The sequence below is a fragment of the Leucobacter fengyongliangi genome (genome assembly GCF_050971685.1).
Lineage (GTDB): Bacteria > Actinomycetota > Actinomycetes > Actinomycetales > Microbacteriaceae > Leucobacter.
The window spans coordinates 1-12,621 of sequence record NZ_JBPCEU010000016.1 but is presented as its reverse complement, the minus strand read 5'-3'; the positions used below and the strand labels follow the sequence as shown (position 1 = coordinate 12,621).

Annotated in this window: 14 protein-coding genes, 2 tRNA genes and 2 pseudogenes; 11 read left to right on the top strand and 7 right to left on the bottom strand. The window is 63.1% G+C overall.

Annotated elements, in window-relative coordinates; genetic code table 11:
• Nucleotides 1-2 precede the first annotated feature (2 nt).
• Entirely contained in the window at nt 3-1,466 is a 1,464-nt protein-coding gene (locus ACR0R4_RS11725) for a SulP family inorganic anion transporter (protein ID WP_433647673.1), read from the top strand.
• 43 nt (nt 1,467-1,509) lie between these two features.
• On the opposite strand, the gene ACR0R4_RS11720 is transcribed toward ACR0R4_RS11725, so the two are convergent.
• On the bottom strand, nt 1,510-2,157 hold the full coding sequence (locus ACR0R4_RS11720) for a Maf family protein (RefSeq protein WP_433647632.1): 648 nt from the start codon (nt 2,155-2,157) through the stop codon (nt 1,510-1,512).
• A gap of 56 nt (nt 2,158-2,213) precedes the next feature.
• Here ACR0R4_RS11720 and ACR0R4_RS11715 point away from each other — a divergent pair, with 56 nt between their 5' ends.
• Nucleotides 2,214-3,524 carry a class I SAM-dependent RNA methyltransferase gene (locus ACR0R4_RS11715; protein WP_433647631.1) on the top strand — a complete coding sequence of 437 codons (1,311 nt, stop codon included), beginning with the start codon at nt 2,214-2,216 and terminating at the stop codon, nt 3,522-3,524.
• Nucleotides 3,525-3,595: 71 nt separating this feature from the next.
• Here ACR0R4_RS11715 and ACR0R4_RS11710 read toward each other — a convergent pair whose 3' ends face one another.
• Nucleotides 3,596-4,078: a hypothetical protein gene (locus ACR0R4_RS11710; protein ID WP_433647630.1), complete on the bottom strand. Its 483-nt coding sequence runs from the start codon at nt 4,076-4,078 to the stop codon at nt 3,596-3,598.
• A gap of 46 nt (nt 4,079-4,124) precedes the next feature.
• Here ACR0R4_RS11710 and ACR0R4_RS11705 point away from each other — a divergent pair.
• The 4 genes and pseudogenes from ACR0R4_RS11705 to ACR0R4_RS11690 form a co-directional block, all read left to right on the top strand.
• Nucleotides 4,125-4,196 (top strand) — tRNA-Thr (locus ACR0R4_RS11705).
• A 34-nt stretch (nt 4,197-4,230) separates the two neighbouring features.
• Nucleotides 4,231-4,304 (top strand) — tRNA-Met (locus ACR0R4_RS11700).
• Nucleotides 4,305-4,457: 153 nt separating this feature from the next.
• Complete coding sequence (locus ACR0R4_RS11695) at nt 4,458-4,691, top strand: hypothetical protein (RefSeq protein WP_433647629.1); 234 nt, start codon at nt 4,458-4,460, stop codon at nt 4,689-4,691.
• Nucleotides 4,692-4,888: 197 nt separating this feature from the next.
• A pseudogene (locus ACR0R4_RS11690) lies at nt 4,889-5,155 on the top strand (helix-turn-helix domain-containing protein); the annotation flags it as partial.
• A gap of 153 nt (nt 5,156-5,308) precedes the next feature.
• Here the strand turns inward: ACR0R4_RS11690 and ACR0R4_RS11685 are convergent.
• Complete coding sequence (locus ACR0R4_RS11685) at nt 5,309-5,719, bottom strand: DNA polymerase Y subunit UmuC family protein (RefSeq protein WP_433647628.1); 411 nt, start codon at nt 5,717-5,719, stop codon at nt 5,309-5,311.
• Nucleotides 5,716-6,081 (bottom strand): Y-family DNA polymerase, encoded by a 366-nt coding sequence (locus ACR0R4_RS11680; RefSeq protein WP_433647627.1) that lies wholly within the window; start codon nt 6,079-6,081, stop codon nt 5,716-5,718. The genes ACR0R4_RS11685 and ACR0R4_RS11680 overlap by 4 nt, the downstream gene beginning before the upstream one ends.
• An 82-nt stretch (nt 6,082-6,163) precedes the next feature.
• On the opposite strand from ACR0R4_RS11680, the gene ACR0R4_RS11675 reads away from it, so the two are divergent.
• On the top strand, nt 6,164-6,322 hold the full coding sequence (locus ACR0R4_RS11675) for a hypothetical protein (protein WP_433647626.1): 159 nt from the start codon (nt 6,164-6,166) through the stop codon (nt 6,320-6,322).
• A 114-nt stretch (nt 6,323-6,436) separates the two neighbouring features.
• The gene (locus ACR0R4_RS11670; RefSeq protein WP_433647625.1) at nt 6,437-6,676 is read left to right on the top strand and encodes an alpha/beta fold hydrolase domain-containing protein; all 240 of its coding nucleotides are present in this window, start codon (nt 6,437-6,439) and stop codon (nt 6,674-6,676) included.
• Here the strand turns inward: ACR0R4_RS11670 and ACR0R4_RS11665 are convergent.
• From ACR0R4_RS11665 to ACR0R4_RS11655, 3 genes and pseudogenes are all read right to left on the bottom strand, one after another.
• Nucleotides 6,673-7,341: pseudogene (locus tag ACR0R4_RS11665) on the bottom strand (IS3 family transposase); the annotation flags it as partial. The gene ACR0R4_RS11670 and the pseudogene ACR0R4_RS11665 sit on opposite strands and share 4 nt — an antisense overlap.
• A gap of 110 nt (nt 7,342-7,451) precedes the next feature.
• Nucleotides 7,452-8,225, bottom strand: coding sequence for an ATP-binding protein (locus ACR0R4_RS11660; protein ID WP_433647624.1), 774 nt, complete (start codon nt 8,223-8,225; stop codon nt 7,452-7,454).
• 148 nt (nt 8,226-8,373) lie between these two features.
• Nucleotides 8,374-9,165, bottom strand: coding sequence for a Mu transposase domain-containing protein (locus ACR0R4_RS11655; protein WP_433647622.1), 792 nt, complete (start codon nt 9,163-9,165; stop codon nt 8,374-8,376).
• Nucleotides 9,166-9,329: 164 nt separating this feature from the next.
• Between ACR0R4_RS11655 and ACR0R4_RS11650 the strand changes: the two genes are divergently transcribed.
• The 3 genes from ACR0R4_RS11650 to ACR0R4_RS11640 are packed head-to-tail and all read left to right on the top strand — an operon-like array spanning nt 9,330 to nt 12,555.
• A complete protein-coding gene (locus ACR0R4_RS11650; protein ID WP_433646242.1) occupies nt 9,330-10,592 on the top strand; it encodes a site-specific integrase in 1,263 nt (420 codons plus the stop codon).
• Nucleotides 10,589-11,548 carry a tyrosine-type recombinase/integrase gene (locus tag ACR0R4_RS11645; RefSeq protein ID WP_433646243.1) on the top strand — a complete coding sequence of 320 codons (960 nt, stop codon included), beginning with the start codon at nt 10,589-10,591 and terminating at the stop codon, nt 11,546-11,548. The genes ACR0R4_RS11650 and ACR0R4_RS11645 overlap by 4 nt, the downstream gene beginning before the upstream one ends.
• Nucleotides 11,545-12,555 (top strand): tyrosine-type recombinase/integrase, encoded by a 1,011-nt coding sequence (locus tag ACR0R4_RS11640; protein ID WP_433646244.1) that lies wholly within the window; start codon nt 11,545-11,547, stop codon nt 12,553-12,555. The genes ACR0R4_RS11645 and ACR0R4_RS11640 overlap by 4 nt, the downstream gene beginning before the upstream one ends.
• Nucleotides 12,556-12,621 lie beyond the last annotated feature (66 nt).

Sequence of the window (12,621 nt, the reverse complement as noted above, 5' to 3'; positions counted from 1 at the left end):
TGATGCAGGCGCTGCGAAACCCCCGCCTCCTCAGCCGCGAGGTGTTGGCCGGCCTGGTTGTCGCGATCGCGCTCATTCCCGAGTCGATCGCGTTCTCAATTATCGCGGGGGTGGATCCGCGCGTCGGACTCTTCTCCTCCTTCATCATGGCGGTCTCGATCGCCTTCCTCGGAGGCCGGCCGGCCATGATCTCGGCCGCGACCGGCGCCGTGGCGCTCGTCATCGCGCCGGTTGCCCGCGAGTACGGACTCGACTACTTCATCGCGACGGTGCTGCTCGCTGGCGTGTTTCAGGTATTGCTCGCCGTGCTGGGGGTTGCGAAGCTCATGCGCTTCATCCCACGCAGCGTGATGGTGGGATTTGTGAACGCTCTCGCGATCCTCATCTTTATCTCCCAGCTCCCGCACCTGCTTGGGGTGCCCTGGCTGGTCTACCCGCTCGTGATCGTCGGCTTGCTCATCATGTATCTGATGCCGAGATTCACTCAGGTTGTTCCGGCCCCGCTCGTCGCGATCGTGCTCCTCACCGGGGCGGTAGTGGTGTTTGCACTGAACGTGCCCACCGTGGGCGACCAGGGCGAGCTGCCGAAGAGTCTGCCCGAACTGTTCATCCCGAACGTGCCGCTCACCTGGGAAACCCTGCGGATCATCGCCCCCTATGCGGCCGCGATGGCGGTGGTCGGCCTGCTCGAATCGCTCATGACGGCGAAGCTCGTCGACGACATCACCGACACGCACTCGCGCAAGACCCGCGAGGCGTGGGGGCAGGGTGTGGCGAACATGCTGTCCGGGCTGTTCGGCGGGATGGGCGGCTGCGCGATGATCGGGCAGACCATGATCAACGTGAAGGCCTCCGGCGCGCGCACTCGCATCTCGACCTTCGTGGCGGGCGTGTTTCTGCTGGTGCTCGTGGTGGTGCTCGGCGACGTGGTGGCCGTGATTCCGATGGCGGCACTCGTGGCGGTGATGATCGTCGTGTCGGTTGCCACGTTCGACTGGCACAGCGTGCGGCTTTCGACCCTGCGGCGCATGCCGAAGAGCGAGACCGCGGTGATGCTCATCACCGTCACCATCACCGTGTGGACCCACAACCTTGCAATTGGCGTGATCGTGGGCGTGCTCACGGCGATGGTGCTTTTCGCGAGGCGCGTGGCCCACTTCGCGACCGTGACGCGGTCGACCGACCCGCTCGCGGTGGTCCCCACCGCCGTGTACACCGTCTCGGGCGAGCTGTTCTTCGCTTCGAGCAACGACCTCACCACACAGTTCGAGTATCGGGCCGATCCGCCGCGCATCGTGATCGACATGTCGGGCTCACACATCTGGGACGCGTCGACCGTGGCCGCGCTCGACGCGATCGTCACGAAGTATGAGCAGCTCGGCAAGCGCGTGATCCTCGAGGGCATGAACGAGGCGACGCGTGACTTCCACGGGCGTCTGAGCGGCGGGCTCGCCGGTTCGCTGTAGTTGTCGCTGTAGTTGTCGGTGTGGCTGTTGCCGGCGTAGCGGATCAGCGATTCCAGAGCGCGGGGTACTCGTGCCCGAGCCCGGTGACGAGGCGTCTCAGCGCGGGCAGGGACAGGCCGATTACGCAACTCGGGGATCCTTCGATCCGCTCGATGAAGGCACCGGCCAGCCCGTCGATCGCGAATCCCCCGGCCAGCAGCAGCGGCTCGCCCGTCGCGACGTAGGCCTCGAGTTCGGCATCGCTGACGTCTGACGACAGCGTGACCCTGGCGGTGTCGACCTCGCCGCGCGCACCCCGCACCTCGCCGCCCCGGCAGTCGATGAGCCAGTGGCCCGAGTGCAGCACCCCGGTCTGCCCGCGATGCTGCCGTGACCGCTCGAGCGCGACCTCGGGGGTATAGGGCTTCCCGAGAATTTCGCCGTCGAGCAGAAATGCCGAGTCGCCGCCGAGCACGAGCCCGTCGATCTCACCGGTGCCGGCGGGCCCGTGCCGCCGCACGACATCTTCCGCCTTGAGTCTCCCGAGGTACTCGACGAGCTCGGGCGCACTGAGGGCCCGCCCCAGCTGCTCCTCGCGTGCCTCCACCTCTGATTCCTCATCGACCTCCGGCGCGAAGCACTGCGGTTCAATGCCCGCCCCCCGCAGCACCGAGAGGCGGGCGGGTGAGGTCGAAGCAAGTACCAGGCGCATACTCGAAATTCTAGGGTGGATCACTGGCCCCAGGCGCAGGATGGGAGAATGGGCCCATGACTGAACCCACCCCCCTCGCCGTTGGCGACGAGATCGAGCTCGACATCACGGGCATCGCCCACGGCGGCATCACCGTCGCCCGCCACGAAGGGCGCGTGGTGTTCGTAGCCGACGCGATTCCGGGCGAGCGTGTCCGCGCCCGCGTCACCGAGGCGCGAAAGAAGTCGTTCGCTCGCGCCGCGACCGTGTCGGTGATCGAAGAATCAGCGGATCGGCGCCCGCACATCTGGGCCGAGGCCGCGCTCTCGCGCAACCCTGAGCACCGGGTGGGCGGCGCCGAGTTCGGGCACATCGCGCTCCCCCGCCAGCGCGCGCTCAAGGCCGAGGTGCTCGCCGACGCGCTGCGTCGCTTTGGCGGCCTCACCGACGCCGAGATCGCCGTGGTCGCCGGCGGCACGCTTGAGGTCGAGGCCGTGCCCGGAGACGACGAGGCGAACGGGCTGGGCTACCGCACCCGCGTGCGCCTCCACGTTGACCCCGAGACCGGCCTGGTCGGACCCTATTCGAGCCGGAGCCGCCAGGTGATCCGCGTGAAGAGCCTGCCGCTCGCGGTCGAAAGCATCGAGCTTTCCGCGCCGCTCGGCGAGGCGATGCCCGATGTGGCGACAGTGGATCTCATCGCCCCCAGCGCAGACGACTCCCGCATGCTGGTGACCCTGCCAGGCGAGAAGAAGCGCGCGGGTGAGAACGATCGGGTCGCCGAGTCGGTCGGCGGGCGCGAGTTCCTCGTGCGCGCCGGCGGGTTTTGGCAGGTGCACCGGGAGGCGCCGCTGACGCTGTTCACGGCGGTGCGTGACGCGATCCACCAGCTGATTGACGACGGACGGTTCGACCCGTCGGCCGCCAACCTCGACCTCTATGGCGGGGCGGGCCTGCTCGCTGCGGCGATGGCGGAGGCCGCGGGGCCGGCTCTCAAGGTGACCACGGTCGAGTCCGACCCGGGTGCGACCGACGACGCGGCCGAGAACCTGCAGGAACTCGTGGGTGGTCTCGCGGTGACCGGGCGAGTGGATCGGTACCTCGCCGACCTGGAGAAGGGTGCGCCGACGGTGCGCCAGCGGCTGCGGCGCGCAACGGTGGTGCTCGATCCACCGCGATCGGGTGCCGGTGGTGGCGTGGTCGGGCAACTCGGCGAACTCGCCCCCGCGAACATCGTCTACGTGGCCTGTGACCCGGTTGCGCTGGCCCGCGACACGGCAACCCTGCACGGCCTTGGCTACCGGCTCACCTCGCTGCGGGCGTTCGATCTGTTCCCGCACACCCATCACTTCGAGTCGCTCGCGGTGTTCGTGCGCGTGACCGACTAGGTCTACCGAACGACGGTGACGCTCGTTCGGCCGCGTGGGGCCGACAGGCTCGCTGGTTGGCGGGCTAAACGCTAGGGGCGCTCGAACGGGTGCGGCACCATACCGCTCCCGTCGAGCTCGTCTTCCTCGGGGCGGGGCTCGCGCCCCGCTGCCGCGGCGTACGCGAGTGCGATGATTGTGGTCGCAAATGCGACGATACCCAGCGGGTTGCAGAACGCGATGGCCAGCTCATTCGCGAGCGTGCCCCAGAAGTGGCCCGCAACGGTGATCAGTTCGCCCCCGACCACGTCGGGCACGGTGATCCCGAACCCGAGGGCCGAGACCCAGGAGAGTGCGAGCGCGACGTAGGGCGCACGCCCGACGCGACGGCCGCGATCCTGTGCGATACGGATGCGACGCACCGTCCACAGTTGCAGCAGCGCGAACGGAACCGTGATGAGCGGAACATACCACCAGGTCAATTCACCGCCGAGTCCGAAGATCCACCTCCCCAGACCCATCCATACAGCCAACAGAATTCCGACCCCACCGATGACCTGATTTCGCACTGACACAGAGTTGATGGTAGCCTTTCCTGGTTGCTTCCGCACGGGAGCACACGCCCCGATAGCTCAGTGGTAGAGCACTTCCATGGTAAGGAAGGGGTCCCGGGTTCAAATCCCGGTCGGGGCTCTGATCTGCTCACCGCCCACACGGCGAACCTTGTGGCTGAGTAGCTCAGCTGGTTAGAGCGCACGACTCATAATCGTGAGGTCGCGGGATCGAGCCCCGCCTCAGCTACCGAGCGGATCAACGAGAAGCCCCCCTGATCGAGGGGGTTTTCTTGTCTGTGGCGCGGGTGCACCAGGTCCGGGTTGCCAGCCGCAACCCCTTTCCATCTATCCCGGCTAGGCGTATCGTTAGCGGCCCAAGGCTGAGAGATAAGGGGCCATCATGGATCACCACGATCAACCACACAATGCCGACAGGCTCGACGCTGGCACGGGTCAGGGAACCGTCTCCAAACACCCGGAGGGCGCGACACAAGACCGCCCTGTGCTCGATGGGTCCACCGAGAGTGCAGCAGCGGAAGCCTCAACGGATAACCCGCGGCGGGGCATGGCAGACCCCGGCCTGATCCGCCATCCCGAACGAGGCAAGCACGATCCAGAGTTCGATGAGGAGTGAAGCTCAACCCCAGCGTCTACGGGTCGTCATTCCGCGCTGCTGGGGGCAGGTGACGGAGGATAATGCGCACGTCTCGCAACATATGAGACCTATGTCGCGAGACATCACACTGGCGGAGGATAGGGTGTCTGAGTTCAGGACATAAGCGACACAAGATACGTGACACCTGAGTCGCGACATACGCGACAGTCAGAGACATGTCGAAACACCGAGTCGCGATCCTCAACATCCTTTCCGGCCAGCTCACCATCACCGACGCAGCTCAGACGTACGGAATCAGTCGTCAACACCTCCACCGTCTCCTCAGCAGAGCCAAGACCGAGGGCATCGACGCGATCGAGCCACGCTCGCGACGCCCGAAAAACAGTCCAGCGGCGACCCCTGCGAGCAGTCGGAACCGGATCATTGAACTTCGCCAGCAGCTCACCGCTCGCGGGCACGACGCCGGCCCCGTCACCATCGCCTGGCACCTCGAACAAGAAGGACTCCACGCACCGTCAACCTCAACCATCCGGCGGATCCTGCACGCCGCAGGTCTCATCACGCCGGAACCTCGCAAACGCCCGAAGAATTCATTCATCCGATTCGAAGCCGATTCGCCCAATGAGACCTGGCAATCAGACTTCACCCACTGGCCCCTCGCCGACGACACCGACACTGCACGGGATGCCACGCAGCTCCATGACGGTGCGCTGCAGCACCACCGAGAATTTCTTGCGGATCAGCTTCGGGTCGGCGTCACGCAGATCCCGCACCGTGTGGACTCCGATTGCGGCAAGCTTTTTCCCGGTGCGCCCGGCAACACCCCACAACTCCGTGGTGGGGAGCGACTCCATTATGCGCTCAAGCTGCCCAGCAGTGTAGACGCCGAGTTGGCAGACCCCTTCGAAGTCCGGATTCTTCTTAGCGCCGATCGAGGCGAGCTTCGCGAGCGTCTTCGTGGGCCCGATCGCGACCCGCACCGGTATCCCCGTGTGCTTGAAAACGGTGTGGCGGATCAACCGGTCCGCCTCGATCAACTCATTCACTGACCCGGTGAGCCCGACGAAAGATTCATCGATGGAGTACACCTCTTGCCAGGCGGCATGGCGCCCGATGAGTTCATCACCCGGGCACTCAGCGAACCGTACAGTTCGTAGTTTGAGGAACGCGCCACGACCCCGTGCAGCTCGCACCAACTCTTGATCTGAAAGTACGGCTTACCCATGATGGCGGGATCGAGCCGCTTCGCCTCGGGCGAGGCCGCCACCACGCACCCGTCATTGTTCGAGAGCACCACAATGGGTTTCCCCCGCAGCTTCGGCTCGAACACCCGCTCGCACGACGCATAGAAGGAAACACAGTCAATCAGCGCGATCTGGCGCTGTGGCTTCTCGGTCGTCGCGGGCACATGACCGACGGTAGGCGTGACCACCGACAGTGATCAGAAGCGATCCCCCGCAGCTTTCACTCCCCCTGTTACGCTGCAGACTATGTGCGGCCGAGTCATCGTTGATTACGAGGAAATGATCCCCGCAGCGGCAGACACCGAACTCGCCGCATGGGCCACCGAGGCGCCCGCGCTGAAACCGCCGCCGAGAAGCCGTCGTTCAAAGCGGCTCATCGCGATCCAGTGTGTATCTGGGGTCTGAAGCTCCGGTGCGGGTCACGTCCCGCTGAGTGGTGGAATTTCTCAACACCATGCAGGTCAGTGTTTCTGATTATGCCGCAATGAGCTCTGGGATGGGGGGTCACCTCCCGGGCGCGTGAACGGTTTCGAGTGGTTGAGCCGTGACCGCGAAACTCAGCGCACCTTCATCGAAGATGAGCTGTGCTTCGCTGCCGACGTCCTCAGGCTCTTCGGGCTTCCCGACGCCCTGCGGCTCTACGGGCGGCCCGCGAGCGGTATCCCTGCTGACCTGCCGATCCTCATCATTTCGGGGGCGGAGGATCCGCTCAGCCGCGGCGATGGTCTTGCACAACTTGGGCCGCCCCCCCGTTGTTAGTTCCACTCGGTATGTGAGTCGGCTTCTTCGAACGTGTGGGTGCAGGATCGAGCGTACTCGACCGGGGTCAGGTACCCGAGCGAAGAGTGCCGGCGCTCGTGGTTGTACTCGTGTTTCCAGTCGCTGATCACAACCCGAGCATGAAGCAACGAGGTGAAGCAGTTGATATTCAAACACTCGTCACGGAACCTCGAGCCAGCCGACTCAACGTACCCATTTCGCCAGGGCTGACCTGGCGGAATGTATGACAACCCGGTTCTCGTGCCCGCCCAATCTGCAACAGCATCGGAGATGAATTCCGGCCCGTTATCACTGCGCAGCACCATCGGCGCCCCATGCTCAGCGACGAGTTCCTCGAGATGTTCCATGAACCGGTCAGCGGTGATTGATCGTTCTACAAGACCACCCAAACACACACGGGTGTGCTCATCCACGATCGAGCAGATCTTGATCGCTTTGCCACGCTCATCGACATCGAATTGGAAATCGACCGCCCACACCACGCCTGGCGCGACCTCAGCTGGCGCATCGATGGTTGAGGCGCCCACGCGTTTCCGCCGCCGTTTCTGTGGCCCCCGTAGCCCTTCTTCCCGCCAGAACCTTTTCACCTTCTTGTGGTTCACATTCCAGCCCTCAGCACGCGCGTCATGGTACGCACGTCGGTATTGGCGCGTAGCGGTTGTTGGTAACGCTGGTCTGCGCACCTGGTAACACCGTTCTGGCGAGTGGGTAACAGACAACACAATCCGCTGCCTGCCACCCACGCGTCACTCGCTCATTCCCAGTAGCCGTCTGCGTTTCGTGCTTCGATGCCACGCTGGCGTCGCATGTCGACCTGACCGAGCGTGATCGTTCGTGCGTTCGTCGCGAGACGGTTCACGATCGAGTCGGCCGCAACCCGGTCAGGAAGCGCCGAAGCCCAATATTCCGGCCCAGACTGCGATGCGATCAACGTCGGCCGGTGATGTTCACGGTTTGCAAGCACCGTGAACAAATCACTCGCCGCGTCAGGGTCTATCCCGACGGTCAGGAAGTCATCGATGATCAACAGATCCGTGCTCGATAACTCGTTCAAGAGCCGCTGGTGCGCAATTCCATCGGTTCTGGAGATCACAAGCCGGCGGGCGAGATCGTCCATCCGGGTGTAGATCACGTCGTACCCGTTATGGCAGGCGCTCACCCCGATCGCGCACACCAAATAGGTTTTGCCGCCACCAGTGGGCGATAGAACGAGGAGGTTTGTGGTTTCGCTGCTCCAGTCATGCGCCGCGTATCGACGCATGCGTACCGGGTTCAGTTCCCGCCCCTCCCGGTAATCGATCTCCGCTATCGAGGCCTGCGGGAGAGGGAATCTTGCTCTCCTAATCGAGGCCGCCACGCGGCCTGCGCGACGTTGCTCGAGTGCATCATCAACAGCGGTGAGGAAGAGCTGCTCAGGGGTGAGTGAATCGTTCGCTTCATCACTGATGAGTTCCTCCAGCCGGGCCGCGACATGCGTAATGCGTAGGGTGCGAAATTTGTCGTAATCGATGCTCGTGAACACACTCATCACCGCACCTCCCGGTAATAGTCGGCGCCACGCACAAACACATCAGGTGGGAGAACCTCCTCAAATCTGACCGGCTTCTTATTCGACGCAGCTGGCCGCAACGGCTGCTGCTTTTGCGCATCAGAGTTAATGCCCGTGATCAACCGCTTCAACGTTGAGTACGACGGATACCCATCCATATTGATGAGCTGCTGACACGCTGCTTATCCTTCTTGCCCAAGGTCTCGAGAATGTTTTGGCAGTCGAGATACCCCTGAGCCTCAATCTCTCTGCGATCAAGCACCCTCCCGATAACTGTGACCGTTGCTGGCCCGAACGCGCGAGCCCGATCAAGGAACCATGCTCTTGACCACAGCCCGGCAACATTTCGATGCTGTTCGGGGACATGGGCAGGGTCAGTTGCGTATTGCCCTTTTCGGCCCCTTTGGCGCGCATGCTCAGCAACGATGTGCTGCCCATCGAAAATGGTGACTTTGCTGCTGGTCAGTCGCACCCGCAGCAGCTGGCCAGCGTACTCGTGGGGAACGGAATAGTGCTGCGAGTCACAGGTGACGTGGTAATTGCGGGCGACTTTTGATTCCTTCCATTCCACTTCTTCAAACCCATCAGCTGGTAACGGTGACAGGAGTGGGTGTTCTTCCGCAGTGAAACGCTCATACCGGGTGCTCCCATCGATCCTACGAATGTCGTGGTTGATCTCGTGCACGCGCTCACGGATCGCTTCGTTCAGCTCGGCAATGCTCGTCCATGTCTCTTCGTTCAGATAACCAAGGACTCGCTTATTGATGACATTCACTCCGGACTCGACGGCAGCCTTGTCGCGTGGTTTGCGTACTCTGGCTGGCACGATTGCGAGGTGGTAATGGTTTGCCATTTGCCGGTATCGGTCGGTCACAAACCGCGCAGCTTCCCCCTTCGTTCTCCGATGCGTCGCGGTCAATGCATTATCGGGATTCTGTGCCCCGTTCGGTTATGCGCCCAGGGCGTGGGGTGGTGTGGTGGTTTCTGGGGGTGCGCGCCCGAGGACACCAATTCGGGGGAACATAATGCGGATGGTCGGGCGAGGGTGTTTCCTTTCACTCAATCGAGTGAAAGGAAATTGTTATGTTCGAGGAGTATTTCGTCAAGCCAGCTACGACCGATCGGTTTCGGGGGTCTTGGATCGGTGCTGAGATCGAATCGTATCTGGAATGGCTGGTCAGGGAGGGCTATGCCGATAAGACGATCTGGCGGCGGGTGCCGATCGGGTACGCGTTCGGGGAGTTCGCTTGGGTCCAAGGCGCGAGGACCGTTGCCGATCTACCCGAGCACGTTGAGGCGTTCGTAGCAGACAGAGTTGCATCTCATTTAGCGCGGTTCGGGTCGGACAGATCAATGGTCAAGGAAGTCCGTGGTCCGGTCGAGCAGATGCTGTCGGTTGTGCTGCCTGGTTTCGAGGGTTCGGGCCGGAGGCATCAACGGGTGCCGTTCGTTGACGTGCTGCCCGGGTTCTTCGACTACCTCAGTAGTGAGCGGGGCCTCCGAGCGTCGTCACTGTTTCAGTACCGGCATCACTTGTCCCGATTCGAGGCGCACCTGTCCCGGATCGGGGTTACCAGCCTGGGTGAGTTGTCGCCGACGCTGCTGAGCGCGTACATGGTGGAGCGCTCGGCTACTGGTTTGTCAAAGAGCACAGTTCGCAGCACTGCGGGAGTGCTACGGGTGTTCCTGCGATACGCGCACCGCGAGGGTGTCATCGGTACTGATTTGAGTGGGACGGTCGGGTGGCCCCAGTTCTACCGGCTTTCCAATATTCCCCGCTCGGTCTCGTGGGAAGGGGTGAACCGCACCCTTGCTGCGGTTGACCGGCGCAGCCCTGTCGGTCGGCGAGATTACGCAATTTTGCTGTTGCTAGCCACTTACGGGCTGCGCGGCCGGGAGATCGTCGCGCTGACCTTGGATGACTTTGACTGGAAGCGGGAGCGGTTGGCTATCCCCGAGCGCAAGGCTGGCCATTCCACCGCGTTCCCGCTGTCTCCCATCGTCGGTGACGCGGTCGTTGACTACCTGCAACATGGCCGCCCGGATACCAGTGACCGGCACGTATTCTTCCGGGCTGCCGCGCCACAACGGCCGATCAGTTCGGCGGCGGTGTCTGCGCTTGCGAGCCGCTACCTGCGTGCAGCAGGGGTGAGTGTGCCGCGCCCTGGGTCGCATACCTTTCGCCACTCGGCGGTGCAACGGCTGGTGGATGCGGACATGGATCTGAAGACGATCGGGGACTTCATCGGGCACCGCTCCGCCCGCTCCACCGAGGTCTACGCGAAAGTCGCCATCGAGGCGTTGCGTGAGGTTGCTCTTGGTGACGGTGAGGAGGTGCTGTCATGAATGATGATGCTGCCGTCACGGCTGTGGTCTCTGATTTCCTCGCATACAAACGTGCCCTCGGCCGCAAATATGAGACCGAGGAAGCGGCTCTCCGTCTGCTGGTCAGATTCGCTGATGAGCACGGTGTCACAGATCTAGACGGCTTGACCGGGCCGTTGCTGGAAGAGTTTCTCGGATCTCGCCCCCGACACCGGGCTCGGAGCTTCAACCACCTTGTGCTCGTCGTGACCGGCTTCCTCAACTGGGCAGTGGCACAGGGCCGGCTACCTGCCTGTCCACTACAACGAATCCGGCGACCAGAGACCGCTGAACGACTGCCGTTCATCTTCGAGACCAGCCAGGTCCGATTGATCCTGGCCGCCGCTGGCGCATTGGATGACAACCCGCGGGCCCGAAACCGCGCGATGATCCACCGCACGGTCTTCGCGTTATGTTACGGGCTGGGGCTGCGCGCCGGTGAGGCCTGCAACCTACAAGTTGGTGATGTTGATACCGACCGTCAACTCATCACCGTTCGAGGCGGGAAGTTCGGCAAAAGCCGCCTGGTTCCCCACGGCCCCCGCATCGGCGAGCTGTTGACCAGTCGCCTGAACCACTGTTCAACTGTCCCTACCGATCCGCTGTTCAGCTTCGATGGACGGCGCAGCATTCACCCCTGCACATCCAGCAGCGTCTTCCACCAGATCATCACCGAACTGGATTTCACCGTCCCTGACGGAGTCTCAGCTCCGCGGTTGCATTCGCTGCGTCACTCGTTCGCGGTCGGATGCCTGCTGCGCTGGTACCGGGAGGGCATCGATCCCAGCGACCGATTATTCCGGCTGTCCACGTTCATGGGACATGTCAGCCCGGAATCAACCGCCGTCTACCTGCGCATGACCCCGGAACTACTCACCGAGGGCGCCGACCGGTTCGAAACGTATGCGCAATCGGTTTGGATGGAGGCAACCCCATGAACGCCAACCAGCCGATTGGGCCACTGATCCAGTCGTTCTTCATCGACCATCTCGTCACTGTCAAAGGGTTACGGCCCACCTCGGTGAGTAGCTATCGGGACACCGTTCGGCTGCTCCTCGGGTTCGTCGCTAAAGACAATAACAGCCGAATCACCAGGCTCACCGTTGGTGACATGACCTTCGAACGAGTCGTGAGATTCCTCCGGTACCTGGAAGACGAGCGCGGCAACCACGTCCGCACCCGGAATCAGCGCCTGGCCGCAGTTCACACCCTGTTCGACTACATTGCTACCCGAGAACCAGAGATGCTCGGCGAATGCCAACGAGTCACCGCGATCCCAATGAAACGGTCGGCTCCCGCCGAAACCCGCTACCTTGAACGCGACGAAACCGAGACCCTCCTCCGAGGCCTGCCCCGCCACGGCACGCTCGCCCTGCGAGACCGGACCTTGATCTTGTTCCTCTACAACACCGGAGCCCGCGCGCAAGAGGCCGCGGACGTTCGCGTCGGCGACCTCGGCCTTGACACGCCAGCACGGGTTCGCCTTCACGGCAAGGGTGACAAATGGCGCACCTGCCCACTCTGGCAGCAAACGTCACGGCTACTCACACAACTCCTCGAGGTTGAGGGCCGCCTTCGGGCACCTGACGCGCATGTGTTCGTGTCTACGACCGGAACCTCACTCACCCGCTCGGGAATCTACAAGATCGTTCGCCGGCATGCGGGCCACCTTGACGACCCACGCACCGGGCGCAGGGTCAGCCCGCACATCTTTCGCCACACCGCCGCTGTTCACCTCCTCGAAGCGGGCGTCGAAGTTAACGTGATCCGCGGCTGGCTCGGACATGCTGATTTATCCACCACGAACCGATACGCCGAGATCAACACGAACACGAAACTCCAAGCCCTCCGCCATACCGAGCCTTCAACTATTTCGGAGGGACCCCGCCCGCGCGCAGTCTGGCGCGACGACACGGCACTGCTCGACTGGCTCAGATCGCTGTGATGGTTATGTTCCCCCGAATTGGTGTCCTCGGGCGCGCACCCCCAGAAACCACCACACCACCCCACG

Coding starts and splice junctions, on each gene's coding strand:
- ACR0R4_RS11715 (WP_433647631.1), top strand. CDS start 2,214: ATGACTGAACCCACCCCCCTCGCCGTTGGCGACGAGATCGAGCTCGAC.
- ACR0R4_RS11675 (WP_433647626.1), top strand. CDS start 6,164: ATGTGCGGCCGAGTCATCGTTGATTACGAGGAAATGATCCCCGCAGCG.
- ACR0R4_RS11695 (WP_433647629.1), top strand. CDS start 4,458: ATGGATCACCACGATCAACCACACAATGCCGACAGGCTCGACGCTGGC.
- ACR0R4_RS11660 (WP_433647624.1), bottom strand. CDS start 8,225: ATGAGTGTGTTCACGAGCATCGATTACGACAAATTTCGCACCCTACGC.
- ACR0R4_RS11640 (WP_433646244.1), top strand. CDS start 11,545: ATGAACGCCAACCAGCCGATTGGGCCACTGATCCAGTCGTTCTTCATC.
- ACR0R4_RS11720 (WP_433647632.1), bottom strand. CDS start 2,157: ATGCGCCTGGTACTTGCTTCGACCTCACCCGCCCGCCTCTCGGTGCTG.
- ACR0R4_RS11725 (WP_433647673.1), top strand. CDS start 3: ATGCAGGCGCTGCGAAACCCCCGCCTCCTCAGCCGCGAGGTGTTGGCC.
- ACR0R4_RS11650 (WP_433646242.1), top strand. CDS start 9,330: ATGTTCGAGGAGTATTTCGTCAAGCCAGCTACGACCGATCGGTTTCGG.
- ACR0R4_RS11645 (WP_433646243.1), top strand. CDS start 10,589: ATGAATGATGATGCTGCCGTCACGGCTGTGGTCTCTGATTTCCTCGCA.